24 protein-coding genes and 1 tRNA gene are annotated in these 24,192 nt (G+C 71.5%); 11 read left to right on the top strand and 14 right to left on the bottom strand.

Translation table 11 applies throughout. From position 1 onward, the window contains the following. Nucleotides 1-18 precede the first annotated feature (18 nt). From ACLQ27_RS16760 to ACLQ27_RS16740, 5 genes are read right to left on the bottom strand one after another with little or no spacing between them, the layout of a single operon-like run. A complete protein-coding gene (locus ACLQ27_RS16760) occupies nucleotides 19-729 on the bottom strand; it encodes a nucleotidyltransferase family protein (RefSeq protein WP_357494029.1) in 711 nt (236 codons plus the stop codon). Continuing rightward, a complete protein-coding gene (locus ACLQ27_RS16755) occupies nucleotides 726-1,766 on the bottom strand; it encodes a GDP-mannose 4,6-dehydratase (protein ID WP_357494031.1) in 1,041 nt (346 codons plus the stop codon). Before ACLQ27_RS16755 ends, ACLQ27_RS16760 begins: the two co-directional genes overlap by 4 nt. After that, a complete protein-coding gene (locus ACLQ27_RS16750) occupies nucleotides 1,759-2,706 on the bottom strand; it encodes an NAD-dependent epimerase/dehydratase family protein (protein ID WP_357494033.1) in 948 nt (315 codons plus the stop codon). Before ACLQ27_RS16750 ends, ACLQ27_RS16755 begins: the two co-directional genes overlap by 8 nt. Next, complete coding sequence (locus tag ACLQ27_RS16745; RefSeq protein ID WP_357573187.1) at nucleotides 2,703-3,734, bottom strand: glycosyltransferase; 1,032 nt, start codon at nucleotides 3,732-3,734, stop codon at nucleotides 2,703-2,705. Before ACLQ27_RS16745 ends, ACLQ27_RS16750 begins: the two co-directional genes overlap by 4 nt. Before the next feature lie 32 nt (nucleotides 3,735-3,766). Continuing rightward, a complete protein-coding gene (locus ACLQ27_RS16740; protein WP_425867518.1) occupies nucleotides 3,767-5,362 on the bottom strand; it encodes a lipopolysaccharide biosynthesis protein in 1,596 nt (531 codons plus the stop codon). Between the two features lie 204 nt (nucleotides 5,363-5,566). Here ACLQ27_RS16740 and ACLQ27_RS16735 point away from each other — a divergent pair, with 204 nt between their 5' ends. Both ACLQ27_RS16735 and ACLQ27_RS16730 read left to right on the top strand, forming a co-directional pair. Then, nucleotides 5,567-6,736: an endo-1,4-beta-xylanase gene (locus ACLQ27_RS16735; RefSeq protein WP_357494039.1), complete on the top strand. Its 1,170-nt coding sequence runs from the start codon at nucleotides 5,567-5,569 to the stop codon at nucleotides 6,734-6,736. Nucleotides 6,737-6,933: 197 nt separating this feature from the next. After that, nucleotides 6,934-8,388 (top strand): sugar transferase, encoded by a 1,455-nt coding sequence (locus tag ACLQ27_RS16730; RefSeq protein ID WP_234581560.1) that lies wholly within the window; start codon nucleotides 6,934-6,936, stop codon nucleotides 8,386-8,388. A 72-nt stretch (nucleotides 8,389-8,460) separates the two neighbouring features. Here the strand turns inward: ACLQ27_RS16730 and ACLQ27_RS16725 are convergent, their stop codons facing one another. Continuing rightward, the gene (locus ACLQ27_RS16725) at nucleotides 8,461-9,540 is read right to left on the bottom strand and encodes an LCP family protein (RefSeq protein ID WP_357494041.1); all 1,080 of its coding nucleotides are present in this window, start codon (nucleotides 9,538-9,540) and stop codon (nucleotides 8,461-8,463) included. A gap of 146 nt (nucleotides 9,541-9,686) precedes the next feature. Between ACLQ27_RS16725 and ACLQ27_RS16720 the strand changes: the two genes are divergently transcribed. After that, the gene (locus ACLQ27_RS16720) at nucleotides 9,687-10,505 is read left to right on the top strand and encodes an MOSC domain-containing protein (RefSeq protein WP_357494043.1); all 819 of its coding nucleotides are present in this window, start codon (nucleotides 9,687-9,689) and stop codon (nucleotides 10,503-10,505) included. 124 nt (nucleotides 10,506-10,629) lie between these two features. Then, nucleotides 10,630-11,679 carry an expansin EXLX1 family cellulose-binding protein gene (locus tag ACLQ27_RS16715; RefSeq protein ID WP_357494045.1) on the top strand — a complete coding sequence of 350 codons (1,050 nt, stop codon included), beginning with the start codon at nucleotides 10,630-10,632 and terminating at the stop codon, nucleotides 11,677-11,679. Nucleotides 11,680-11,701: 22 nt separating this feature from the next. On the opposite strand, the gene ACLQ27_RS16710 is transcribed toward ACLQ27_RS16715, so the two are convergent. The 3 genes from ACLQ27_RS16710 to bcp all read right to left on the bottom strand — a co-directional run bounded on the left by ACLQ27_RS16710 (nucleotide 11,702) and on the right by bcp (nucleotide 12,991). After that, nucleotides 11,702-12,229, bottom strand: a complete 528-nt coding sequence (locus ACLQ27_RS16710; RefSeq protein ID WP_357494047.1) for a GNAT family N-acetyltransferase — start codon at nucleotides 12,227-12,229, stop codon at nucleotides 11,702-11,704. 93 nt (nucleotides 12,230-12,322) lie between these two features. Next, a tRNA-Leu gene (locus ACLQ27_RS16705) sits at nucleotides 12,323-12,405 on the bottom strand. Between the two features lie 109 nt (nucleotides 12,406-12,514). Continuing rightward, nucleotides 12,515-12,991: a thioredoxin-dependent thiol peroxidase gene (bcp, locus tag ACLQ27_RS16700; RefSeq protein ID WP_425867514.1), complete on the bottom strand. Its 477-nt coding sequence runs from the start codon at nucleotides 12,989-12,991 to the stop codon at nucleotides 12,515-12,517. A 282-nt stretch (nucleotides 12,992-13,273) separates the two neighbouring features. Between bcp and ACLQ27_RS16695 the strand changes: the two genes are divergently transcribed. From ACLQ27_RS16695 to ACLQ27_RS16680, 4 genes are read left to right on the top strand one after another with little or no spacing between them, the layout of a single operon-like run. Then, entirely contained in the window at nucleotides 13,274-13,990 is a 717-nt protein-coding gene (locus ACLQ27_RS16695) for an energy-coupling factor ABC transporter permease (protein WP_357494049.1), read from the top strand. Further along, nucleotides 13,987-14,436, top strand: a complete 450-nt coding sequence (locus ACLQ27_RS16690) for a PDGLE domain-containing protein (protein WP_425867512.1) — start codon at nucleotides 13,987-13,989, stop codon at nucleotides 14,434-14,436. The genes ACLQ27_RS16695 and ACLQ27_RS16690 overlap by 4 nt, the downstream gene beginning before the upstream one ends. Nucleotides 14,437-14,451: 15 nt before the next feature. Next, the gene (cbiQ, locus tag ACLQ27_RS16685; RefSeq protein WP_357494053.1) at nucleotides 14,452-15,222 is read left to right on the top strand and encodes a cobalt ECF transporter T component CbiQ; all 771 of its coding nucleotides are present in this window, start codon (nucleotides 14,452-14,454) and stop codon (nucleotides 15,220-15,222) included. Then, nucleotides 15,219-15,977 (top strand): energy-coupling factor ABC transporter ATP-binding protein, encoded by a 759-nt coding sequence (locus tag ACLQ27_RS16680; protein WP_357494055.1) that lies wholly within the window; start codon nucleotides 15,219-15,221, stop codon nucleotides 15,975-15,977. Before cbiQ ends, ACLQ27_RS16680 begins: the two co-directional genes overlap by 4 nt. 97 nt (nucleotides 15,978-16,074) lie before the next feature. Here ACLQ27_RS16680 and ACLQ27_RS16675 read toward each other — a convergent pair whose 3' ends face one another. From ACLQ27_RS16675 to ACLQ27_RS16660, 4 genes are read right to left on the bottom strand one after another with little or no spacing between them, the layout of a single operon-like run. After that, entirely contained in the window at nucleotides 16,075-17,148 is a 1,074-nt protein-coding gene (locus tag ACLQ27_RS16675) for a hypothetical protein (protein WP_357494057.1), read from the bottom strand. Next, a complete protein-coding gene (locus ACLQ27_RS16670; RefSeq protein ID WP_234581425.1) occupies nucleotides 17,145-17,861 on the bottom strand; it encodes a DsbA family protein in 717 nt (238 codons plus the stop codon). Before ACLQ27_RS16670 ends, ACLQ27_RS16675 begins: the two co-directional genes overlap by 4 nt. Continuing rightward, the gene (locus ACLQ27_RS16665) at nucleotides 17,854-18,378 is read right to left on the bottom strand and encodes a MauE/DoxX family redox-associated membrane protein (RefSeq protein ID WP_357494059.1); all 525 of its coding nucleotides are present in this window, start codon (nucleotides 18,376-18,378) and stop codon (nucleotides 17,854-17,856) included. Before ACLQ27_RS16665 ends, ACLQ27_RS16670 begins: the two co-directional genes overlap by 8 nt. A gap of 32 nt (nucleotides 18,379-18,410) precedes the next feature. Then, entirely contained in the window at nucleotides 18,411-18,992 is a 582-nt protein-coding gene (locus ACLQ27_RS16660) for a sigma-70 family RNA polymerase sigma factor (protein ID WP_357494061.1), read from the bottom strand. A 202-nt stretch (nucleotides 18,993-19,194) separates the two neighbouring features. Here ACLQ27_RS16660 and ACLQ27_RS16655 point away from each other — a divergent pair, with 202 nt between their 5' ends. From ACLQ27_RS16655 to ACLQ27_RS16645, 3 genes are all read left to right on the top strand, one after another. Continuing rightward, complete coding sequence (locus ACLQ27_RS16655; protein ID WP_234581420.1) at nucleotides 19,195-20,859, top strand: copper resistance CopC/CopD family protein; 1,665 nt, start codon at nucleotides 19,195-19,197, stop codon at nucleotides 20,857-20,859. 17 nt (nucleotides 20,860-20,876) lie between these two features. Next, nucleotides 20,877-21,608 (top strand): YcnI family protein, encoded by a 732-nt coding sequence (locus ACLQ27_RS16650; RefSeq protein ID WP_357494065.1) that lies wholly within the window; start codon nucleotides 20,877-20,879, stop codon nucleotides 21,606-21,608. Between the two features lie 147 nt (nucleotides 21,609-21,755). Further along, a complete protein-coding gene (locus ACLQ27_RS16645) occupies nucleotides 21,756-22,733 on the top strand; it encodes a hypothetical protein (RefSeq protein ID WP_425867509.1) in 978 nt (325 codons plus the stop codon). 111 nt (nucleotides 22,734-22,844) lie between these two features. Here ACLQ27_RS16645 and ACLQ27_RS16640 read toward each other — a convergent pair whose 3' ends face one another. Then, the gene (locus ACLQ27_RS16640) at nucleotides 22,845-24,122 is read right to left on the bottom strand and encodes a glycosyltransferase 87 family protein (RefSeq protein WP_425867507.1); all 1,278 of its coding nucleotides are present in this window, start codon (nucleotides 24,120-24,122) and stop codon (nucleotides 22,845-22,847) included. Between the last annotated feature and the right edge of the window lie 70 nt (nucleotides 24,123-24,192).

The raw sequence follows: 24,192 nt of genomic DNA, 5'->3' as shown, positions 1-24,192 counted from the left end.
CGGGCTGACTCGGCAACGTCAGCTGGGAGGCAGAAACACCGCGGGGTTCTCGGTGAACATCTTGTTCGCCAGGTTGTAGTCGTCCAACCGGCCGATGTCCAGCCAGAACCCGTCATGCCGCCAGCTGGCGACCCGGCCGGTCCTGGCCAGCAGGTCGAGAACGAGTTGCGGCATGTCGTACGCGCCCACGGGAATCTGTTCGAGCGCCTTCGGTGACATCGCGTAGGCACCCATGGAGACGTCCAGGTTCAGCGTCGGCTTCTCGTCGTAGCCGACCACGTCACCAGACTCGTCGATCTTCAGGATGCCCAGCTCGATCTTCTCTGACCGGGTGTACACGCTGACCGTCACGGGGGCGCCGCTGCCGCGGTGATGCGCCATCAGGGCGTCGAAGTTCAGGTCGGTGAGCAGGTCGCCGTTCATCACGAGAAAATCGTCGAGCAGGGACCCCGCGAGCTGGCGCAGCGGCCCTGCCGTGCCCAGTGGCCGCTCCTCACGGAGGTAGTCGATACGCAGGCCGAGCTTGCTGCCGTCCTCGAAGTACCCCTCAAGCAGGTAGGCCAGGTGACCGGTCAGCAGCGTCACGTCCGTGACGCCGTGTGCCTTGAGCTGGCGGAGCAGAATCTCCAGGATCGGGATGTCGCCGACCGGCATCAGGGGCTTGGGGAAGCTGGTGGTGAAGGGACGCAACCGGGTGCCGCGCCCACCAGCGAGAATGATCGCCCTCATACCGCGTACCGGTCCACGTCGAATCGGTCCAGGTGCGTGCGTACATAGTCGACGACTTGGGCGAGACCGTCACGCAGCGACACCGTGGGTTCCCAGCCGCAGCGTTCCCGCACCCGGTCGATGCCGGCGATCAGCTCGAACACCTCGCTCTGGGCAGGTCGGAGCCGCTGGCTGTCCTCGACGATGTCGACGTTCGGCCGCCCGGCCACCTCCGCGATGAGGCGGGCGAGATCACCGATCGTGATACCCCGGCCGTTGCCGATGTTGGTGACCCGTCCCACGCAGTCGTCCGCACCCGCCACGGCCAGGAAGCCGTCCGCAGTGTCGGTGACGAATGTCAGATCTCGCACCGGCCTCAGATCGCCCAGGGCGATCTTCTCTCGACCAGCCACGACCTGCGCGGCCACGGTGGGAATCACCGCGCGTGCGCTCTGGCGGGGGCCATACGTGTTGAACGGGCGGATTACGGCCACTGGCAGACCGAACGACCGGTGGAACGACTCTGCCACCGCGTCGGCGCCGATCTTCGACGCCGAGTACGGCGACTGGGGCTGGAGGGGGTGCTCCTCGTCGATCGGTGTGTAACGAGCCGTTCCATACGTCTCGGAGGTGGATGTGTGCACCAGCCGCCGTACCCCGAGATCCCGTGCCGCCTCCAGCACGTTCAACGTGCCGCCGACGTTGGTCGCCAGGTACGACGCCGGGGCGACGTAGCTGTAGGGAATCGCAATCAGCGCGGCCAGGTGGAAGACCGTGTCGCAGCCGGCGATCGCGCGACGGACCGCGAAGGGATCGGTGATGTCGGAGTGCACCACCTCCATCGACCCGCGTACCTCCGGATCGACGTCACCGAGCATGCCGAGATCCGACCTGCCGGTGTACCGGACCATGGCGCGTACGTCTGCGCCGGCCCGGACCAACCTCTCGGTCAGGTGGGAGCCGATGAACCCGCCGGCACCGGTGACCAGGACACGGCGCCCCGTCCAAGCCCGATCGGTCGACAACGCGGTCATCCCGTGCCTCTCCTTGTCAGTCATCGGCCGACTCCGGCCGGGTGGCCAGTTCTGTCAGTAGGTCACGAAGGCTCTCCCGCAACGGCGTCTCAATCTTCCAGTGGGTCTCGACCGCGAGCCTGTCCGCGGAGCCCACCTGACAACGGATGTCGCTCTGCCCGGCGGTCACGTCGACGACCGACCAGTCCAGCCCGGCCACGTCCAGCAGAATCTCCAGGACCCGTCGCACCGTGACACCGGAACCCGAGCAGACATTGTAGATTCCGCCCGGTGTTCCCAGCTCCGCCAACTCGACGTAGGCCCGCGCGACATCCCGGACGTCCGTAAAGTCACGCACCGCGTCTAGGTCGGAGACCCGGACCCGCTCGGCGCGACCGGCTGCCACCTCGACCACCCTTCGAGCGAGCGCACCGGTCACGGTGAAGCTGTCCTCGCCGGGACCGACATGGTTGAAGGAGCGGGCAGCGAGCACCGCTATCCGCCCGTCAGCGCCGAGCGCGAGGGCCAGGGACTCGGCGGCAGCCTTGGCGTGGCCGTATGCGCCAACGGGGCGGGGCAACGTCTGCTCGGTCACCGGATTCAGCTCCGGCGGCACGGCCCCGTACTGTGCGGAGGACCCGGCGAGGACGAGACGTACCGGGGCGCCCGACCGGGTGTCGACGCGTCGCAGTTCCTGGCAGAGGTTGTAGGTGGTCTGCACGGCATCGGCCACCACGTCGGCCCCGTCGGCGCCGCGCTGGGGGAGGGTGGCGGCCAGGTGGAACACGACGTCGGGCCGCACCGCCTGAAGTGCCGCCTGCACCTTCCTCGGGTCGCGCAGGTCCACTTGGTGGTAGGTCTCGCCCGGCCCCGCCGGCCGCGGCTGGCGACCCAGCCCGACGACCCGCTGGCCATCAGCGACGAGTAGGCGGCGCAGGTGGGTACCGACCCAACCGCAGGAACCGGTGACGAGCGCGGTGCTCACGAGTCGAGCACCGACCGGTAGATCTCGGCGATCCGCTGCGCGACGAGGCGCTCGTCCAGCCAGCTGCTGCGTTCCCGCCCATCAGCCCGTGCCCCGTGGTCCAACACCTGGCGCACCTGGTTGGCCAGCTCGGTCACCAGATGGTCGCGAGCAGGACCGGTCACCGGGCCTGCCGGGAAGGGCACGACCGCTCCCGGTCGGACGTCGGCCAGCACCTCGACGACATCTCCGACGTCAACGGAGACGACCGGCAGGCCCATCGCCGTGGCCTCCTTGACCACCGTGGGGGAGCCCTCGCTGCCGGGCCGTGAGGTGAACAGAAGGACGTCGGCCGCGTCGTACTTACGGACCAACTCCGCCTCGGGCTGGCCCGGCGCGGACAGGATCAGCTCCTGCACGGAGGGATCCGCACGTCGCAGTTCGGCCAGCGCGTCACGGAAGACGTCGTACCCCTTCACGGGCCGGCCTGGGTCGGCGCCGAAGAGCATCACCCTGGCGGTGGGTGAGATGCCCAGCGCGCGCCGGGCGGCGAGCCGGTCACCCGGTCGGAAAAGCTGGAAGTCGACCCCGTTCGCCACCACGTGACCGGCGGGATCGCCGGCCGTCTCGGCGAGCCGGCGGGACACGTAGATCCGAGCCCGAGTGCCACCCCAGCCGAACTTCGTGACGAGCCGCTGGCGTGGCGCGTTGACGTCACTGCCGTAGAGAGAGAGCACCCGCGCGGGGTGACCGGCGAGCCGGGCGGCGGGAGCCGTCATTCCGTAGTGCACGTGGACGATGTCGTAGCCGCCCGTTCTCGCACGCCGACGAATCCGCGGCGCCGCAGTGAGATAGTCCCGTTTGCCGCGGGACTGCGCGACCACCTCGACGTCGACGTGATGGCCCAACGCCCGCAGCGCAGACACCTGCCGCTGCACGAAGATTCCCCGGTAGCTGCCCTGCTCCGGCCACAGATTGGTCACCGCCAGGATCCGCAGGCTACGTATCTTGGCGGGGGACGGGGACAACTGCTTGTGAGTCTCGTTCACGTTGTTCTCTCTCGTGGTCCGCACGGGTTGTCTCAGGCAGGAGTTTCGGCTGACGGGTACCCGGATCCGCGGTGGGCCCGGACGAGGCCGAGGAGCTTGCGGAAGTCCCCGTTCAGCACCAGCACGGTCACCGCGAGCCCGGCGAGGGTCACGGCGGCGGCGGTCCACGACCAGGTCTGCAGGACGTCCAGGCGGGCCACCAACGCGGCAAGCGTGACCACACCGATGCTGCGTGCCAGAGTCGCCGCCCAGGCTAGTCGGTGCAGCCTCCAGACCGTGACGACTGGGATGGTCGCGGTGATGGCCGTGCCCACCAGGTAGCCGATGCCGACTCCCGTGGCACCCATCGATCCGGCCGTGGAGACCGCCACACCCAGCCCGACCAGGCAGCCCACCACAGCGGAGATCACCGGAACCCGGGCCTGCGTCAGCGGTCCGCTGGCCAAAGCGTTCACTGACGGCACCTGGAGGGTGCCCAGGAAGGCGGCGCACAGCATGATCCGCAGCACGGGGGCGCCTGCGGTGTATTCGTCACCGCCGAAGACTCCCAGCACGAGCGGGGTAGCCAGCAGGCCGACCACGAAGACCGGGGCCATCGTCACCGCCAGGGCCCGGGTGGACGCGTCCACCTGCCGGCGTACCGCGGTGGTGTCACCCGCTCCCTGCGCCCCGGCCATAGCGGGGAACAACGCCAGCGCAAGGGCGCGGGGCAGGAACCACAGCGGCGCGATCAGCGCGACGGCCGCGACCAGGTAGGCCACCTCGGACGGGTCGGCGAAGTGTCCGGCGAGAAGCTGCGTCGCCTGGAGGAATCCGGCGCTGGCCAGAGTGCCGATGCTGCCCAGGACGGCGAACATGACGACCTGCCGCCGGTCGAAGCGTCCGCCCTCCGGCGCACCCTCGCGTCGACGCTGGGCGCGCAACCGATGCCGGCACAGTCCGACGAAGATGCCGTACCCCAGGCAGAGCGGCAAAAGATAGGCGGTCTCGCCGGTCGCGATGACCACGACGGTGCTCACCACGGCCAGTGCGGAGGTGGCCAGCTCGATGCGGGCGTACTGCGGGACGAGTCCGTGCCCGTACATGGCCGCCTTGTCCACCGTGTAGAGCGAGTAGGTGGCCGTCAGCACCGCGAGCGTCAGTGTGTCCAGCACGCCCAGGTTGTATATCCGCTGGATCACCAGCCCGGTCGCCGCGCCGAGCACCAGGCAGGCCATCAGGCCGAGTCGGGAGAGGAATCGGTGGACCGCCCAAGCCCCGGGCAGGTCGCCTGCGCCGCGATGAAAGGCGACGAACTTGGACAGCCCGCTGGAAACACCGCCCGGCAGCAGCAGGCTGGCGACCATGCTCGCGGCAAGCATGATGCCGACCAGTCCGTAGGTTGCGCGGTCGGTGGCGTGGCTGGTGAGCGAGCCGTGCACGAGCCGGGTCGCGCCCACCGCAACCAGGGCGAGCATCGAGAGCGCCCCGGTCCGGATGATGGCAGAGCCACCGAGGACCGGGGGTGTCGCCAAGGACGCCATGGTGGCGCCGGTCGTGGTGGCGTCGCCAGGGGTCCGGCCGAGCGGTGGGAGCCCGGGGTCCCGCAGCCGGGCCGCGCTGCCGTCGGAGGGGTTGCCGTATGGCACTGTCGGACCGCCGATGTCTCTATGGGTCGCGACGCGACCGAGGTCGAGCGCTGGCTCCGGTCGGCCAGCGCCGTAACGTCAGCGCTGAGGAGTTCCGCCGACAGTAGGGCGGACCCGGTGTACCGAGGGCCGTAGGATCTGTCAGGCGCACCAGTTGGACCTCGTCATGCTGGCGTCGCTACGTCTGTCTGTCGGGGGATGGTAATGGCCGAAGAGGTCCGCACCGGTGCCGCAACCGGCACCACCACCCCGCCTGACCAGGGCTGGCCGGCGAGGGCGCGCGTTCCCGTGCTGTCAGTTGTAGTGCTGGTCCTCGTTGCCTGCGCAGCATACGTGGGCTGGGGTCGTGGCGTGGGGCAAGCCGAGTCGGCAGCCATGCCCTCCTGGGAGGCGTCCCCTACGCCGGGCTTCCCGGCGTTGCGCGACCTGATGCCGGACAACGTCCGGATCGGATCGGCCGTCGACGGGCGCCTGTTGGCCGTCGACCCCCGGTACCGCGCGACGCTCACGAGCCAGTTCAACGCTGTGACCTCGGAGAACGCGATGAAGTGGGGCAACCTCGAACCATCACCGGACGTGTACGACTGGACGATCAGCGACCAGTTGGTCGACTTCGCCCAGGCCAACGGGCAGGCCGTGTACGGTCACACGCTCTTGTGGCACAGCAGTGTCCCGGCCTGGGTGTCCGAGGAGTGGTCGCCCGAGCAGCTGCGGGCGGTGCTCAAGGAGCACATCAGCACCGTGGTAGGCCGGTACCGGGGCAAGATCTGGGCCTGGGACGTCGTGAACGAGGTGCTCGCCGAGGACGGGTCCCTGAGGAACTCGCTGTGGCTTCGCAAGCTGGGCCCCGGTTACATCGCCGACGCGTTCCGCTGGGCGCACGAAGCCGACCCGGATGCCCGACTGTTCATCAACGACTATGGCACCGAGGGCCGCACCCGCAAGGCTAATGGGCTGCTGCGGTTGGTCAGAGAGTTGCGTGCGGGTGGCGCACCGGTGAACGGCGTCGGCTTCCAGAGCCATCTCCGGGTGGGGTCCGCGCCGAACGACCCGACGGGCAACCTGCGCCGCTTCGCCGCCCTGGGCGTCTCCGTGGCCATCACCGAGCTGGACGTGCGGATCCAGTTGCCGGTGTCCACTGAGAAGCTGCTCGATCAGGCTCTGCTTTACCAACACATGCTGAGGGCGTGTCTTGCCGTGTCCACGTGCGAGTCGATCACGTTGTGGGGCTTCACGGACGCCAGTAGCTGGATTGGTTCGCACTATCCCGGGTACGGCGCCGCCTGCGTCTTCGACACGAAGGTCGAACCGAAGCCGGCGCACGACGCCCTCGCGCAGGAACTGCGCTCCCGCAAGTCGGCACAGCCGAGCTGATCTGGCGCGAAACGCACCCGAACGCCACTAGTCAGGACACCTTACCGCCGCATAGGGTGCTCGTCGCGATCCTCCGTCGGGGAAATTGGGAAAGGAAGGTCGTGTCCGCGCACGCTCAGTTCCTCACGCCTGTCACGCCACAGCAGGCGCCAAGGTTCGACCCCGACCTGGGGGTGATCACACCCCCCTCCAACGGCATGGCCCGGACCGTGTTCGCGCGTCCGGCGCCGCGGGCCAACTGGCGTCGACGGTACGTGGCCTGGCTGGTGCTGCTCGACGTGCTCGCCGCCCTGGCCGCCAGCCGGACCGTGGTCGCCCTGCTCGACGAGGCCGATGCCGGCTTCTGGGACCAGCGGGTCCTGGGCAACATCAGTTCGTTCACGCTGGTGGCGAACGTCGGGGTGCCGGTGGGGTGGCTGGTCATGCTCGTCGCGGCCGGCGCGTACGACAGGCGGGCGCTCGGGCTGGGCACCGAGGAGCTGAAGAGGGTGGCGCGGGCCAACCTCGCGATGGCCGCCATGGTGTCCTTCCTGGCGCTCGGTTTCAAGAAGGACCTGTCCCGGGCGACGGTCGCCGCCATCATCATCTGCCTGCTGGTGTACACGCTGGTGGCGCGGTTCGCCGCCCGGGTGGTGCTGCGCCGGGTCCGGCGTACCGGGCGGGCGGCACAGAAGGTGCTGCTGGTCGGTCGGCTCTCCGACGCGCTCGCCCTGCACGAGGTGGTGACCCGCAACTACGGTGCCGGGCTGCATCCGATCGCGATCCACCTGCCCCGTCACCCGAGCCCGGGCGCGCGGGTGACGGCCCCGGTGCCGGTGTACGTGGGCTGGGACCTGGTTCCGTTGGTCCAGCAGATCGGCGCGGACACGATAGCGGTCTGCGGCCCCGCCAGCCTGGAGTCGTACGAGCTGCGCAAGCTGGCCTGGCAGTTGGAGGGCACCGGCCTCAACCTCGTAGTGGTTCCGCAGGTCACCGACGTCACCGGTCCCCGCATCCACGTCCGGCCGATCGAGGGTCTGCCACTGCTCAACGTGGACGAGCCGACGATCTCGGGCCTGTCGCTGCTGGCCAAGAACGTGCTCGACCGGGTCACCGCGCTGGTGGGACTTGTCGTCCTGAGCCCGGTGCTGATCGCCATCGCGGTGGCCATCAAGGCCAGCGGTCCGGGGCCGGTGATGTTCCGCCAGACTCGCATCGGCCACGAGGGCCGGGCGTTCAAGGTCTGGAAGTTCCGGACCATGTACATCGACGCCGAGGAGCGGCTGGCGGCCCTGCGCGACCGGAACGAGAGCGACGGGCTGCTCTTCAAGATCAAGGATGATCCTCGGGTCACCCCGATCGGCCGGCACCTGCGGGCGCTCTCACTGGACGAGCTGCCCCAGCTGATCAATGTGCTGCGGGGGCAGATGTCGCTGGTGGGCCCGCGCCCGCTGCCCACCGAGGACGACGACTACCGCGGTGACGTACGACGGCGGCTGCTGGTGCGACCGGGCATCACCGGCCTCTGGCAGATCTCCGGTCGCTCCGACCTGACCTGGGACGACGCGGTCCGGCTGGACCTGCACTACGTGGACAACTGGTCGCTGCTGTACGACCTGGCCATCCTCTGGAAGACCGTCAGCGTCGTGCTGGCGCGCAGGGGCGCGTACTGATCCGTCGCTGGCACCTGCCCCTACGGCGACGGGCGGCGGCCTCGCGGCCACCGCCCGTCGTCCAGACCAGTCCTACTTCTTGCTGCCGAGGCTGACGATCTCGCCCACCGAGTCCCGCCGGACCGCGTCGTAGAACGTCTTCACCCGCGGCTTGTCGGCGAACACGACGCTCTCCGAACCGACCTGACCGGTGCCCTTGGTGGGGCTGGTCAGGAACGTCATGTTGCCGCCCCGGACCCCGCGCAGCTGCGTGGCCATGTCCAACAGGGACAGGTCCCGGTCCACCGAGACGGAGTTCGAGGTGGCCTTGAGGAAGTCGTTGAGCTTGACGGGGTTGGTGATGATGCCACCGGACGACGCCTTGTCGATGATCGCGCGGATCACCTGCTGCTGGTGACGGATCCGGGCGAAGTCGCCGTCGGCGAACTGCTTGCGCTGACGTGAGTAGTCCAGGGCGGTCTCCCCGTCCATCCGCTGCACACCCTGCTTGAACGTGCGGAACGGCTCGTGGATCGAGGTGAAGCTCTTCTCGGAGTCGATCTCGATGCCGCCCAGCGCGTCGATGATCTCCTTGAAACCGGCGAAGTCGATCACGGCCACATGGTCCACCCGGACCCCGGTGAACGACTCCACGGTCTGCACCATGAGCGGAATCCCACCCCAGGCGTAGGCCGCGTTGACCTTCGCGTCCCGCCCGCCGTGGTTGCCGTCCTTCGACTTGGGCACCGGCACCCAGGTGTCCCGGGGAATCGAGATCAGTTGCGCGCTCGACCGGTCCTTGGGCAGGTGGGCCAGGATGATCGTGTCGGTGCGCGACCCGCTCGTCCGCTCCGGGTCACGGGAATCGCTGCCCAGGATCATGATGTTCGTGGCCCCGGTGACGGCCGGCTGGGGGCGGGACTCCTCCGGCACCCCGTCGAAGGCGTCGACCCGTTCGATGTCCGACTCGACCGACCGGAGGTAGAGCCCGCCGGCCACCGCACCACCGGCACCGAGCACCACCAGCACCAGCAGGCTGATCAGGAGGATCCGCCGCCACCGGCGACGCGGCCGCGGACCGCCCGGCGTTGATCCCTCGGCGGGCTCCAAGGACCCGGCGGCACCGGTGCTCGGTTCCGTCCCGGGCTCCGAGGTCTGTTCACGATGTGGCATGGGCGCGATGCTACTGAAGGCCGTTGCGCGCCGCGTACCCTCGTACAGCCGGCGGATGCTGTCATGTGGACGGTTCCTCGCCCGCCGCCGGTGCGACGTCGACCACCGGTACCCCGGCGACGGCATCGGCATGGCATGGTGGCCGGGTGCGGCTGACCTCGATCCACACGTACCCCGTCAAGGGTTGTCACCGCCTCGACCACGATGGCGCGTTCGTGCAGCCGTGGGGCCTGGCCGGCGACCGACGCTGGATGGTGGTGGACGCCGACGGCGTCGGCGTCACCCAGCGGGAGACCACGCTGCTGGTCGGCCTACGCGCCATGGTGCGCCCGGGCGGCCTGGTGCTGCGCGCGGACGGGCGGCCCGACCTCGACGTGCCGGAGCCGGCCGGCGGCGACCCCGTGGCGGTACGCACCTTCCGCAGCCGGACGATCCGGGTCGAGGCGCTGCCCGCGGGCGCGGCGGCCGACGCCTGGCTCGGCGAGCTGCTCGGCCGGCCCGTCCGGCTGGTCTGGTTGGCCAACCCGGCCCGGCACGTGGCCGCCGGCACGCGCGAACACGACACCGGCGACCAGGTCAGCTTCGCCGACGCCTACCCGCTGCTGCTGACCAACGCCGCCTCCCTCGACGCCCTCAACGGCTGGCTCGCCGACGCGGGAGAGGAGCCGGTGCCGATGACCCGGTTCCGGCCCAACCTGGTCGTCGACGGTGCCCCGGCCTGGGCCGAGGACGGCTGGGCCGGCCGGTCGCTGCGCATCGGTGACCTGCGGCTGCGCGCCGCCGGGCCGTGCGACCGCTGCGTGGTCACCACGACCGACCAGGAGACCGGGGTACGCGCGAAGGAACCGCTGCGCACACTCGGCCGCTACCGAAACGTCGGCCAGAAGCTCCTCTTCGGACTGAACGTGGTCCCCGTCGACAGTGGTGAGGTGCGCATCGGCGACCCGGTCGTCGTCGAAGCCTGACGCGGCGGCAGTTCCGGTTCGTGGATCCGCTGCGGGAGCGCACCCGTCACCGTGCGTCGATGCTGTCTTAGCTTTGGCTTAGCCGGCTTGTCCGCTCCCGCGCCGGTCCGGCAGCATCGCCGACGTGACCGACGGAAGCGCTCCCGGCGGCGTCGACAGCAGAGGCGCCGACGTCCGAGGTGTGGACGTCCGAGACGTCGACATCGAACTCGACCTGGACCCTGCTCCGGACGACCTGGCGGCGTCCCCGTCCGGCCCGGTGCCCTGGCTGGTCGCCACCGGCGTCGTCGTGCTCGCGGCGGTGCTCGGGCTCACCCTGGCCCTGCGCTCCGGCTCCGCCCCGGCCTGCGCGGCCGGCCGGACGCTCGCCGCCGCGCCACCCACCGGCACCGCCACCCACAGCGGCAAGGCGACCTTCTACGACTCGAAGGGCACCGGCGGCAACTGCTCGAACCCGGCGGCGCCAGCCAACCGGCTCTACGTCGCGCTCGGCCCCAGCGAGTACGCCGCAGGTGCCGCCTGCGGCGGTTTCCTCGACGTCACCGGCCCGAAGGGCACCGTGCGCGTCCTGATCATGGACCAGTGTCCGGAGTGCGAGCCGGGGCACCTCGACCTGTCCCGCGAAGCGTTCGCCCGGATCGCCGACCCGGTGCAGGGCCTCGTCCAGGTCACCTACCGCGCGGTGGTCAACCCGCCCCTGCCCGGCCCGCTGAGCTTCCGGATCAAGGAGGGCGCGTCGCAGTTCTGGTTCGCCGTCCGCGTCGGCAACCACGGCAATCCGCTGCGCTCCGTCGAGGTGCGCCAAGGCGCCGACGGCCCGTGGCGGGCAACCGCCCGGCAGGACTACAACTACTGGCTGCTGGCCTCCGGCGCGGGCCCCGGCCCGTACAGCGTGCGGGTCAGCGACGTGTACGGACACCGGGTCACCGTGTCCGGCATCCGGATGGCGCCCGGTCAGGTGCAGTCCACTGTGGTGCGGATGTACGAGCGCGGCGTCGTGGCCAGGACCTCGCGACCGTCCGCGACGGCCCGCCCACCGACCGGCCGACCCGGCGGTACGCCGACAGCGGCACGCCCACCGGCCGAGGTGGCGAAGGCGAACGCCCCGGCCACCCCGGTCGTCGACCGGCCCTCCACCCGCCCGGCCGGGGCAACCGCCCGCTGGTGCGGCTGACCGGCCTGGTGCGGTTGGCGGCTCAGCCGGTCGGTGTCAGGTCGAGCCACATGAGGATCTCGTCGCGGTCGTCACCCGGCGCCACCCGCAGCGCGCCCGGCAGCCGACCGATCTCCCGGTACCCGAGGCCGCGGTAGAACGCGTCCAGCCCCAACCCGTCGCGCACCGTCACGTGCAGCGCCTCGTGGCCCAACTCCCGGCCCAGTCGCGCGGCCTCGCGCATCAGCGCCGACCCGTGCCCCGCACCCTGGGTGTCCGGGTGGACCATCACCCGCTTCAGCACACACCAGTGCGCCTTGAGGCCGAACCGGTTGTCGGCGAAGATCAGCACCGCGACAAGCCGGTCGCCGTCGTACCCGACCAGCAGCCGGTCCGGCCCGTCCGCGATGCCCGCGAACGTCGGGTCGGCGATCGTACGGACATCGGTGGCGGTGACCGGCGGTACGAAACCCACCGCGCCACCGGCGTTGCTGACGTCCACCCACAGGGCGACGATGTCGGCGCGCAGCCGTGGGGTCAGCTCGGGATCAAGGACGAAGCGCAGACTCACGGCGCCCATCCTGACCCGGCGGCCAGGCTCCCGGCCCGTGATCGTGACGCGGCCGACAGCCAGCTCCCGCGGCACGCGGTGTCCGTTGATCGGTGCGGGAGAGGGGATTCGAACCCCCACATCCTTCCGGATACAGGTTCCTAAGACCTGCGCGTCTGCCGTTCCGCCACTCCCGCGTAATCGCAAAGTCTAGAGCGTCTGGCTTCGACGGTGTTGAGCCCGGCCTCCCTCAGGATGGTGAAGGTCGTGCCGTGACTCACCCCGCGCTTTGAGCGTGCGCCAGGTTCAGTCCAGGCCGAGGTCGCGGCGGAGCTTGGCGACGTGCCCGGTGGCCTTGACGTTGTAGAGCGCCCGTTCGATCTTGCCGTCGGCGTCGATGACGAAGGTCGAGCGGATCACGCCGGTGACGGTCTTGCCGTACAGCTGCTTCTCGCCGTACGCCCCGTACGCGGTGAGCACCGCCCGGTCCACGTCCGACACCAGTGCGAAGGTGATGGCGTCGCGGTCGCGGAACTTCGCCAGCTTCTCCGGCTTGTCCGGGGAGATGCCAACCACCTCGTAGCCGGCCGCCTGGAGCGAGGCGAGCGAGTCGCGAAAGTCGCACGCCTGCTTGGTGCAGCCGGGGGTCATCGCCGCCGGGTAGGCGTACAGGACCACCTTGCGGCCCCGCAGGTCGGCCAGGGAGAGCTGGTCGCCGGTGTCGGTGGGGAGGGTGAACTCGGGCGCGGGGTCACCGGGGGAGAGGCGGTCGGGCGCGGTCATGACCCGACCCTACCGCCGTGCGTACCGGTGCCGGCGTCGGCGGCACGCCCTCCTCCGGCAGGGGCATGAGCAGATCTTGGACAGTTTCCGTCAGCTGCTGACGGAAACTGTCCAAGATCTCGGAGCCGCCAAAGCGAACGGGAAGCGGCCGGCGCGCGACGTCGGGGCCCGCCAAAGGTGATCAAGACCATCCGTTGTTGCCAGAGTCTGGCAACAACAACTCCTAGGAAATAGGCTGACCCGGCCGGTCCCGGTCGGGTCCGCTGACGCGTGGGAGGTCGCGTGGAAACACTGGCGATGCACATCTCGAACGGGATCATCGACGGCCCCGTCGCGGCGGTCTTCGCGGCCCTGGCGCTCGCCGCGCTCACCGGATGCGTCCTGCGCGGCCGGCGGGACCTGGACGACCGGCTCGCCCCGATGGCCGGCCTGGTCGCGGCGTTCATCTTCGCCGTCCAGATGCTCAACTTTCCGATCTTCACGGCCGGTGTGAGCGGTCACCTGCTCGGTGGCGCGCTCGCCGCGATGCTGGTCGGGCCGTGGGTCGGCGCGCTGTGCGTGGCAGTGGTGCTCGTCGTGCAGGCGCTGATCTTCGGCGACGGCGGTGTGGCGATGCTCGGCCTGAACATCACCAACATGGCGCTGCTCGGCACCGCCGCGGCGTACCTGCTGATCGCCGTGCTGTTGCGGGTGCTGCCCCGCACGCGGGCCGGCCTGGCCGTCACCGCGTTCGTCGCGGCGCTGGTCAGCGTGGTGGTCGCGTCCCAGGGCTTCGTCGTCGAGTACTGGCTGGGCGGCACCACCGACCTGGGCGGCAACCTCGCCGGCCTGGCCGGCACGATGGCCGGCGTACACCTGCTGATCGGCATCGGCGAGGGCCTGATCACCGCGACCACAGTGCTCACCGTCGCGAAGGTGCGCCCCGACCTGGTGTACGCGCTGCGCGCGCTGCCCACCCCCGCCACCCCCGTCGTCCCGGTTTCCGGAGGTGTCCGATGAAGAACCGTTCCTGGGCGTTCCTGGCCGGCGGTCTGCTGGTCGCCCTGCTGCTCGCCGGTGTCGTGAGCAACTACGCCTCGTCGCACCCGGACGGCCTGGACTCCTCCCTGCTCAAGGGCTGCACCGTCGACGCCGACGACAACATCGTCGGTGGCAGCTGCCCGGCGCAGCAGGCCCGCGAGCACGAGCTGGGGGACAGCCCGCTCGCCGACTACGGCGTGCGGGGCATCGAGAACAGCTTCGTCTCGACAGGTCTCTCCGGGGTGCTCGGGGTGCTGGTGACCTTCGCGATCGGCGTCGGCGGCTTCTGGCTGCTGCGGCGGCGAGGCACCACGTCCACCACCGGCGACGGCCCGGCCACCCGCGACGCGTCGACCACTACCGACGCGACCGGCGACGCGGTCACCGCCAGTGATGCCGGGCACCGCACCGGCGCGGCCGGCTGAGCAGGAGGTACGCGGATGGGTGCCGGTCACGGGCATGTGCTGTACCGCGAGTCGACCTCGCCGGTGCACCGGCTCCCGCCCGAGGTCAAGATCGTGGCGATGGTGGTCTTCACGATCGCCGTGGTGGCCACCCCGCGCGAGGCGTTCTGGGCCTTCGGCGCGTACGCCCTGCTGGTGGCCGGGGTGGCGGCGCTGGCCCGGGTCGGGCCGCGCTGGCTGCTCAGTCGCGCGCTGATCGAGCTGCCGTTCGTGCTGTTCGCGGTGGCGCTGCCGTTCCTGGGCGCCGGCGAGCGGGTCGAGGTGCTGGGGCTGCGGCTGTCCGAGGACGGCCTGCACGGGGCGTGGAACATCCTGGCCAAGGGCACTCTCGGTGTCCTCGCCTCGCTGCTGCTCGCGGCGACCACCACCACCCGGGACCTGATCGTCGGGTTGGACCGGCTGCACTGCCCGCAGGTGCTCACCCAGATCGCCACGTTCATGCTGCGCTATCTCGACGTGCTGGTCGGCGAGGCGCGGCGGATGCGGGTGGCGCGGATCTCGCGGGGTGACGACCCCCGCTTCCTGTGGCAGCTGCGCGGCTTCGCCGCCGGCATCGGGGCGCTGTTCCTGCGCGCCTTCGAGCGCGGCGAGCGGGTCTACCTGGCGATGCTGTCGCGGGGCTACACGGGGCGGATGCCCGCGGTGTGGCAGGGCGACGGCGCGGCGACCGCAGGTCAGTGGCTGGTCGCGGCGACCGTGCCGGTGGTGGCGGCCTCCATCGCCGCGACCGCCGTCGTGCTGACATGATCGGTGTCGTGCAGACCGCCCTCTCGCTGGACGTTCGTGGCGTCCGGTACGCGTACCCGGACGGTCACGTGGCCCTGCACGGGGTGGACCTGACGGTGCCGCGCGGTGACCGGGTGGCGCTGCTCGGGCCCAACGGCGCCGGTAAGACGACGCTGGTGCTGCACCTCAACGGCATCCTCACCCCGACCGAGGGCAGCGTGAGCGTCGGTGGGCTGACTGTCACGCCGGACCGGGCGACCCTGGCCGAGGTGCGTCGCCGGGTGGGCATCGTCTTCCAGGACCCGGACGACCAGCTCTTTTTGCCCACGGTGGCGGAGGATGTGGCGTTCGGGCCGGCCAACCTGGGCCTGCGTGGCGCGGAGCTGGCCGCCCGGGTGGACGAGGCGCTGGCCGCCGTCGGGATGAGCGAGCATCGGGCCCGGGCACCGCAGCACCTCTCGTTCGGGCAGCGCCGACGGGTGGCGGTGGCCACCGTGCTGGCCATGCACCCGGAGATCCTGGTGCTTGACGAGCCCTCGTCGAACTTGGACCCGGCGGCCCGGCGTGAGCTGGCCGAGATCCTGCGTGGCCTGCCGGTGACCCTGCTGATGGTCACGCACGACCTGCCGTACGCGGCGGAGCTGTGCGAACGCTCGGTGATCCTGGACGCCGGCCGGATCGTCGCCGACGCACCCACCCACGACCTCCTGAGCAACGAGCCCCTGCTGGCGAGCCACCGCCTGGAACTCCCCTACGGCTTCACCCCACGCCCGTAGCCCCCTGCCGCCGCTCTCGGCGATCTTGCACTTGCTGTCCCGGCTTTTGCCGCGAAAGCCGCAGAACTCCGACACAAAGTGCAAGATCGCGGGGAGGTCAGCGGGTCGGGACCGTGGCTCGGGAGGTGGCGTGCAGGCGTAGGACTCCGGCTGCTGTCGCGCCGACACCGGTGATCAGGACTGCGGCCACCATGGCGCGGGCGACCTCGGGTGACCACGGCACCGGGGCGACCGACCGGGCGAACACCGCGGCGTTCGCCGCGCCCGCGAAGAGGGCCAGGCAGGCGCCGGCCAGCGCCACCACGAAGTCGGCCGCCGGGCGGCGGGCCAGCGCGTAGGCACCGGCGGCGAGCGCGCCCAGACCGGTGAGCAGCGCCCAGACCTGACCGCCCAGCAGCCCGGCGAGGACCCCGCCGACGCCCTGGGCGCCAGCGTCCAGCTCCCGCCCCACGGGGTAGAGCACGGCGACCGCGCCGCCGACGACCAGCAGCGCGCCCACCGCGGACAGCGCCCGGGCGCCGGCCGTGGAGGCGGCGGCGAGCAGGCCGAGCGCGCCCACCGCGAGCAGGCCGACGATGGTCACCGCCCACCAGGTGTACGCGTCCGGCGGTGGCACCCAGTCCAGCGTGCCGGCTATCTGCGCGGGGTCGGCGCCGTCGCGCAGCGGGATCGTCCAGTCCCGGACCCGGTGCTCACGCTCGGGCGCGGCGCGTGCCACGTCCGGTGGTGCCGACTCCTGCCACAGGGCCCTCTGGTCGTGCCAGCGCACGCTGACCCCGTCGTCGACGCGTCGCCAGGACGGCGGAGCGGCCGGGTCGGCGTCGGCCGGCAGCGCCGTGTCCCCGGCGAGGGTGCGGTTGAGGTAGGTGGCGGGGGACCGGCTGTTCTCGTACACGCCGTCCGGACCGACCCGCAGGTACGGCTCGCCGGAGTAGCCGATCACCTCGATGGCCCGGCCCGTGCGGTTGGTCAGCTCCAGTCGGGCACCCGCCTCGATCACCCGTACCGTCAGGCCGGGCCGGGCCGGCGTGACGCCGGTGACGCGGGTGCGGTAGTCGGAGCCGTCCGGGGCGTCCGCGCCGTGCGCGGCGGCGGGCGCCGCGGTGAGCACTGTCGCCGCGCAGGCGGTGGCGGCGATCACTGTGGCGCGCGCCAGCAGGGTACGGATCACTTGCCGGCCGCCGCCACGGCAGCGGTGAGGCCCTGCGGGCTGCGGTCGGCGAGTGGCTGACCGTTGACCAGGACGGTGGGCGTGCCGGTGACGTCGCTGCGGCTGGCCTCCTCGGTGACGTGCTCGGTCCACGTCTTGTACGTGCCATCGGACACGCAGCCGCCGAATGAGCCACGGTCCAGTCCCACGCCGACGCCGATGTCGATCAGCTCGTCGTCGCTGAGCCCGGCGCTGCCCTCGGGCGGCTGCTTGGCGAAGAGCGCCTTGGCGTACTCGTGGAACTTGCCGCCGGCCGCCGCGCAGCCGGAGGCGGCCGACGAGCGCGTGGAGTACTCGGTGGTGGAGAAGCGGTTGAGGAACGCGACCGGGTGGTAGACCACCTTCGCCTTGTTCTCGGACACGAGCTGCTCCAGCGTCGCCCCGGTGCTCTGCTCGAACTGCTTGCAGACCGGGCAGAGGAAGTCCTCGTAGACGTCGACGGTGACCGGCCCGCCGCCGACGACGATGCCGGTGCCGGGCTCGTTGGCGCCGGGCGGGGTGGTGAAGTCGTCCGAGCGCTGGCTGGACCAGACGCTCCAGCCGATCAGGCCGGCGATGACCAGCACCGCGACGGCGGCGGCGGAGACCCAGAGCGTGCGGCGGCGGCGTCGTTCGCGGGCCAGTTGCTCGCGGACGACCCGAGCCGCGTCCCGCTGCCCCTTGCGACTACTCATCCTCGTCCTCCACGGCCGGTTCGGCGGACAGCCACCCGTCCACCGAGACGGGCGTACGCGGCCAGATCACCAGAAATCCGGCCAGCACCAAGAATCCCAGGTCCCGCAGGATCTCCGGGAGGTAACTCGGGGCCTGTCCCTCGGCGAGCTGCCCGCCGCTGCCGAAGCAGCCGCAGTCGATGGCCAGGCCACGCGTCCAGGCCGAGGAGATCCCCGCGATGAAGACCAGCAGCAGCGCGACGGAGATACCCGCGCTGAGCCGGGTGGCCAGACCGAGCAGCAGCAGCACGCCCAGGGCCAGCTCGACGAACGGCAGCGCGGCGCCGACCACTGTCGCCACGTCGTACGGCAGCACCTGGTAGGCGTTCACGGCCCGGCCGGAGGCGGCCAGGTCACCGACCTTCGACGCCCCGGCGACCAACCACACGGCGGCGAGGCCGAGGCGGGCGGCCGTGCTGAGCCAGGGGCGGACGGCCGCCCAACGGCCGGCCCGGATGGGGGGTGCGGTCACGTTCATTTGTCGTCCCGTCTGCGCCGGAAGTTCCGGACTCAACCGGTGAGGGCGTCGCCGACGGCCTCGACCAGCTCGTCGCGGGCCCGGGCGACCCGGGAGCGGATGGTGCCCACCGGCACCCCCTCGACGTCGGCGGCCTCGGCGTACGACAGGCCGAGCAGTTGGGTGAGCACGAACGCCGCACGTCGCTCGGGGCTCAGCCGGCGCACGAGGTCGGCGGCGCCGAGCTGCCCGGCCGGGTCGGGATGCGGCCGGTCGGTGTACGCGTTCGCGGCCAGCCGCTCGTCGAGACGGCGACGCCGGATCACCGTCCGCAGATGGTCGGCGCAGGCCCGCCGGGCGATGCCGAGCAGCCACGTGCGGACGCTGGACCGGCCCTCGAACGCCGGCAGGGCCCGAAACGCCCGCAGGTAGGTCTCCTGGGTGAGGTCGTCGGCGCTGTCCGGGCCCACCAGAGCGGCCGCGAAGCGCCACACCTCGGCCTGGGTCAGCCGGACGAACACGGCCTGGGCTGCGGGGTCGCCGTCGCGCGCGCTCAGGGCCGACTCGGTCGCCGGGTCCCGGGCGACGTCACCTGTCGCACCGGCGGCACCGGAGTCACGCGGGACGGGGATCACGACAAACCAGGTTACGCGCCGCCGGGTGTGACGTCAGGGTCCTTCGGCCCTTGGATGGTCTGCGCCACGTCGGGAACTTTTCCCCGCCGCCAGCCGACTACCTGCTCATGACACGCGACCTCTCGTGCGCGGCGCTGGCGGCTGGCCACAGGTGAGCCGATCCCCCGCCTCGGGTCGCCGACATCCAGGTCCGTCGGCGACCATGGCCGGCATGACTGTCGCACCCCGCCGCTGGATCGCCCGGCTTGCCGCCGCCGCCGGCCTCCTGGTCACCGTCGTCGCCCTGTTGATCGCGCCCGCCACCCCGGCCAGCGCCCACGCGGTGCTGTCGAGCAGCAGCCCGGCCGCCTCGTCGGTGGTGTCGAGCGGGCCGGCCGAGGTGGTGCTCACGTTCAGCGAGTCGGTCCGCAAGGTGCCCGACAAGATCCGGGTCATCGCGCCGGACGGCGCCCGGGCCGACCGGGGCGAGCCGTCCTTCGAGGGTGGCGTCGTCACCATCCCGGTGGACCCGGCCGGTCAGCGCGGCACCTACCTGGTGACCTTCCGGGTGATCTCCGCCGACAGCCACCCGGTCTCCGGCGCGTTCACCTACTCGGTGGGCGCTCCCTCCACGCCGCCTGTCGATTCCGGCAACGACAGCCGCGCCGACCCGGTGGTGGAGAACGCCGTGAAGGTGGCCCGCTTCCTCGGCTACGCCGGTCTGGTGCTGCTGGTCGGGCCGGCGCTGGTGCTCGCCGCGCTGTGGCCGCGCCGGCTCTCCCGCCGGGGTCCCACCCGGCTGGCCTGGGTCGGTCTCTCCCTGGTGGCCGTGGCCACCCTGGCCGACCTGTGGTTGCAGGTGCCCTACACCGCCGGTGGCGGCCTCTTCGAGGTGACCGGCGAGGGGTTCGGCAGCGTGTTCGGCAGTGCCTTCGGCGCCGCCCACCTGGTCCGGCTCGGCCTGCTGGCGGCCTCGGCGTTCCTGCTGCGGCCGCTGCTGGCCCGCCCGGCCGGCCGGGCCGACGCGATCATCCTGGCCGTGCTCGGCGGGGCGGCCCTGCTGACCTGGCCGCTGGCCGGGCACCCGGCGGCCTCCCCGGCGCCGGCGGTCTCCGTGGTGGTCGACGCGGTGCACCTGGGCAGCATGGCGGTCTGGCTGGGCGGCCTGCTGATGCTCGCCGTCTTCCTGCTGCGCCAGGCCGACGAGCGGGAGTTGGGCGCGATCCTGCCGATCTGGTCACGCTGGGCGGCGCTCGCCGTGTCGGCCCTGCTGCTGGCGGGCACCGTCCAGGCGCTGATCGAGGTGGCCACCCCGGACGCCCTGTTCACCACCACGTACGGGCGTCTGCTGCTCGCCAAGATCGGGCTGTTCGCGATCGTGATCGCCGTGGCCGCGTACTCCCGGCAGTTGGTCCGTCGACGCACGGCGGCCCAGCGACCGACGCCGGTGCGCCGGGCGGTCCTGGTGGAGTTGGCCGTCACCGTGGTGGTGCTGGGGCTGTCGGCGACGCTGGTGCAGACCACGCCCGCCCGCACCGCCGTGGCCGGGCCGTCCGGCACCCAGGCCGGGCTCTTCTCCACCACGCTGACCAGCTCGCTGTTCACCCTCCAGGTCGAGCTGGACCCGGCCGAGCGGGGCAACAACTCGGTGCACCTGTACGCGTACACCAAGGACAACCAGCCGCAGCCGGTGGCGGAGTGGCGGGCGACCGCCGCGCTGCCCTCGGCCGGGATCGAGCCGATCGAGCTGCCGCTGCTGCCGCTTACCGACAACCACTCCTACGGCGACATCAGCCTGCCGGCCGCCGGCGACTGGCAGTTGAAGATCACCGTTCGTACGTCCGACATCGACCAGGCCACGGTGACCGCCACCGTGCCGATCCGTTAGAGAGGTTTCCCAAGCCCATGATCCGTCTCCGGCGTACCGCAACCGCCGCTGCCGCCCTGGCGTTCACCGCCGTCGCCACCGCCGTGCTCGGCTTCGCCGGGCCGGCGTCCGCCCACGTCACGGTGAACCCGAAGGAGGCGACCCAGGGCGGCTACGCCCGGGTGGCGTTCCGGGTGCCCAACGAGAGTGACACCGCGTCGACCACCAAGCTGGAGGTCGTGCTGCCGGAGAACGCGCCGATCGGCTCGGTGTCGACCATCCCGGTGCCGGGTTGGACGGTGACGACGGAGAAGCGCAAGGTGGACCCGCCGATCGACGTGCACGGCAGCCAGCTCACCGAGGCGGTCTCCAAGATCACCTGGACGGCTACCGGTGACGCGGCGGTCAAGCCGGGCCAGTTCCAGGAGTTCGGCGTCTCCATGGGGCCGCTGCCGAAGGTCGAGTCGATGGTCTTCAAGACCCTCCAGACGTACTCGGACGGCAACATCTCGCGCTGGATCGACGAGCCGCAGCCGGGCGGCGAGGAGCCGGAGAAGCCCGCCCCGGTGCTCACCCTCACCGCCGCAGGGCCGTCGGCGTCGGCCGCCCCGGCCGCTACGGCAGTCGCCGCGGCCGACGACGACGATGACGAGAGCGACGGCACCGCGATCGGCCTCGGCATCGCCGGCCTCGTCGCCGGCCTGGCCGGCCTGGTGCTCGGCGGTCTCGCGTTCGCCCGGACCCGCCGGAGCCCGGTCGCGAAGTCCTGACCCGTCGCTCACCGCTGGCCCGCCGGATTCCGGCGGGCCAGCGTGCTTTCGCCGACCGAAGCCGGCCGTGCCGTCGATATCCCCTGATCAGCCGGTCTACGTCGGTAAGGTCGGCCGGGTATCTGGCTACGGAGGGGGACGCTGCGAATGCGGTTCGTGCGGGTGATCACCGGAATGCTGCTGTTGGTCATCGGGATTCCGGCGCTGTTCGCCGGCGGCGGGCTGTGGCTCGTCACCCGGCACGCCGACCCCGGTGGGACCTTCACCGCCCGGTTCGAGACGGTCCGCACCCCCGGCCACGCGGTAGTGGTCACCGACCTCGACCGGTTGCTGCGGCGGGAGGCGCCCTTCACGCGCGCCGCGCAGACCCGCCTCCGGCTCGACGCCCGTACCCCCGACGGCCCGGCCTTCGTGGGGCTGGCGCCCACCTCCGAGGTGCGTCGGTGGCTGGAGTCGGTGCCGTACGCCTCGGTCCGCCGGGTGGCGTTGGCCCGAGGTCCGCTGCCGGTCCGCACGGACCCGGCGGTCCCGGCGGCGGCTCCGCCCGCCGGTGCGGCAGTCACCCCGCTCGGTCGCCCGTTCTGGGTACGCGAGGGTGTCGGCACCCTCCAGTGGAGCGCCGACGAGCTGAGCGGCGAGTCGATGAGCCTGGTGGTGATGCGCCCGGACGGCCGCGCCGACCTGAGCCTGGATCTGCGCGCCGAACTGAGCGCGGGTTGGGTCGGTCCGGTCACCTGGGGCCTGCTGGCGGTGGGGGTGCTGCTGGTGGCGTGCGCGGTGCTGCTCCTGCTGCGTCCGCCGCGTCCGCGCGAGGTGGTCTTCGTTGTCGAACCGGACCAGGTGCCGGTGCTCGCCGGCCGGCTCGGGGTCACGTCGCTCAGCGGCCTGAGTTCCCGGAATTCCGGTGCGGCCCCGCCGTTGCCGGCGGTGCGACAGCTCGTCCCGGTCGGCTCCGGCGCGGCCGGGTGGCCCCGGTCGGCGTCCGGCGCCGAACCGACCCAGCCGGTCACCCTCGCCGACCTGGACGTGCCGGCCCGGCTGCCCCGCCCGCCGGAGGTGGCGTTGAGCCTGGCGTGGCCGCCCGCCGGCGCCGAACCCACGGCACGGCCGATGCCGACGGACTGAAGCGGCGAGTGGCCCTCCGCGCTGCCGACGCGGAGGGCCACTCTCACCGGGGGATCGGTGCTACCCGAGCGACGCTTGAGGTAGGTGAGTCCAGATTAGCGCCGATGGTCGCTACTGGGGAGTTGTGTCCATTTGGTGCGACTTTTCCACGGTCCGGACCGGGCGGGCCACGCGGACCGGCAGGACCACCAGCAGCAGCAGGCTGAGCAGCACATAGCCGTTGCGCGCCACGAAGTCCACCGGGTCGTCGGTGCGGACCGGCGCCACCCCCCAGTCGTGGAACGACACCACGCCGTAAATGATCAACGCGGCGGTTCCCACGGCGAGCCCGGCGAGCCACCGCCGTCGACGGGACTCCTCCGGCCGGTTCGCGCTCAACGCCGCGTCGGCGAGCACCACCACCGCCGGCACGAACCAGTAGATGTGGTGGGTCCAGGTGATCGGGCTGACCAGAGCGCCGACCAGGCCGGTCAGGGTCAGGCCGGTCAGCGCGTCACCGGCACGCGCGGCGCGGGCAGCCCGCCACAGGCCGTAACCGGCCACCACCGCGACCACCAGGAGCCACAGCAACCGGTCCGGCTTCTCCGGCGCGGTGAACCGGCTGAGCAGCCCGAAGAGCGACTGGTTGCCGGTGTAGTCGGTGCGACCCACCCGGTCGTTGTCCCACAGCTCCTGCGTCCAGAACCGCCACGAGTCCCGGGGCGCGACCGCCGCCGCGAGCAGCGTCGCCGCCGCCGCCGTCGCGCTCGCCACCGCGGCGGCCCGCCACCGTCGGGTGGCCAGCAGGTACACGATGAAGATGCCCGGGAAGAGCTTGAGCGCCGTCGCCAGCCCCACGCCGACCCCCGCCCAGCGCCGTGCCTGCGGTACGGCGAACAGCAGGTCGGCCAGGATCAGCACGACCAGCAGCATGTTGATCTGCCCGAACGTGATCGTCTCCCGGGTGCTCTCCACCGCCAGCACCAGCAGGACGGCCACGGTCAGGGTGAACGTTCGCGGCAGGTGGTGCCGGGCGATCACCGGCGTCACCAGCCACCGGGTGGTCACCACCACGGCCACCAGAGTGAGCACCGTGAAGATCGCCACGGTGGCGCCGAGCCGGATCAGCCCGAACGGCCACAGCAGCAGCGCGCTGAACGGTGGGTACGTGAAGTACAGCTCACCCTGCACGCGGTCCGGCTGGACGTAGTCGTAGAGCGGGTGGCCGGCCGTCCACCAGTCCATCGCCGACATGTAGATCTTCAGGTCGAAGAAGTTGTGCACCAGGCCGGGCAGGTAGAGCGCCGGCAGCACGGCGATCAGCGCCACGATCGCGACCAGCCGACGGACCGTACGGCCGCCGGGATCGTCGTCGGTGACGGCGGGCGGTGCGACGGGTTTGACTGGCACTTGAGAAACCCTAGCGGTCCGTCCGGCCGAGAGCGCGCAGCCGTGGGGCGTGGGCTGCGCGTAGGCTGTC

This window comes from Micromonospora sp. DT63, from assembly GCF_049841615.1.
GTDB lineage: Bacteria > Actinomycetota > Actinomycetes > Mycobacteriales > Micromonosporaceae > Micromonospora.
Note: the sequence above shows the minus strand (reverse complement) of the source record. Positions and strands in the feature narration are given on the sequence as shown.

Bases quoted from the DNA above. Each gene is read 5' to 3' on its own strand.
- ACLQ27_RS16665 (WP_357494059.1), bottom strand. From the start codon at position 18,378: ATGAACGTGACCGCACCCCCCATCCGGGCCGGCCGTTGGGCGGCCGTC.
- ACLQ27_RS16755 (WP_357494031.1), bottom strand. From the start codon at position 1,766: ATGACTGACAAGGAGAGGCACGGGATGACCGCGTTGTCGACCGATCGG.
- ACLQ27_RS16690 (WP_425867512.1), top strand. From the start codon at position 13,987: ATGAAGAACCGTTCCTGGGCGTTCCTGGCCGGCGGTCTGCTGGTCGCC.
- ACLQ27_RS16730 (WP_234581560.1), top strand. From the start codon at position 6,934: ATGGCCCGGACCGTGTTCGCGCGTCCGGCGCCGCGGGCCAACTGGCGT.
- ACLQ27_RS16680 (WP_357494055.1), top strand. From the start codon at position 15,219: ATGATCGGTGTCGTGCAGACCGCCCTCTCGCTGGACGTTCGTGGCGTC.
- ACLQ27_RS16760 (WP_357494029.1), bottom strand. From the start codon at position 729: ATGAGGGCGATCATTCTCGCTGGTGGGCGCGGCACCCGGTTGCGTCCC.
- bcp (WP_425867514.1), bottom strand. From the start codon at position 12,991: ATGACCGCGCCCGACCGCCTCTCCCCCGGTGACCCCGCGCCCGAGTTC.
- ACLQ27_RS16650 (WP_357494065.1), top strand. From the start codon at position 20,877: ATGATCCGTCTCCGGCGTACCGCAACCGCCGCTGCCGCCCTGGCGTTC.
- ACLQ27_RS16645 (WP_425867509.1), top strand. From the start codon at position 21,756: ATGCGGTTCGTGCGGGTGATCACCGGAATGCTGCTGTTGGTCATCGGG.
- ACLQ27_RS16655 (WP_234581420.1), top strand. From the start codon at position 19,195: ATGGCCGGCATGACTGTCGCACCCCGCCGCTGGATCGCCCGGCTTGCC.
- ACLQ27_RS16725 (WP_357494041.1), bottom strand. From the start codon at position 9,540: ATGCCACATCGTGAACAGACCTCGGAGCCCGGGACGGAACCGAGCACC.
- cbiQ (WP_357494053.1), top strand. From the start codon at position 14,452: ATGGGTGCCGGTCACGGGCATGTGCTGTACCGCGAGTCGACCTCGCCG.
- ACLQ27_RS16735 (WP_357494039.1), top strand. From the start codon at position 5,567: ATGGCCGAAGAGGTCCGCACCGGTGCCGCAACCGGCACCACCACCCCG.
- ACLQ27_RS16670 (WP_234581425.1), bottom strand. From the start codon at position 17,861: ATGAGTAGTCGCAAGGGGCAGCGGGACGCGGCTCGGGTCGTCCGCGAG.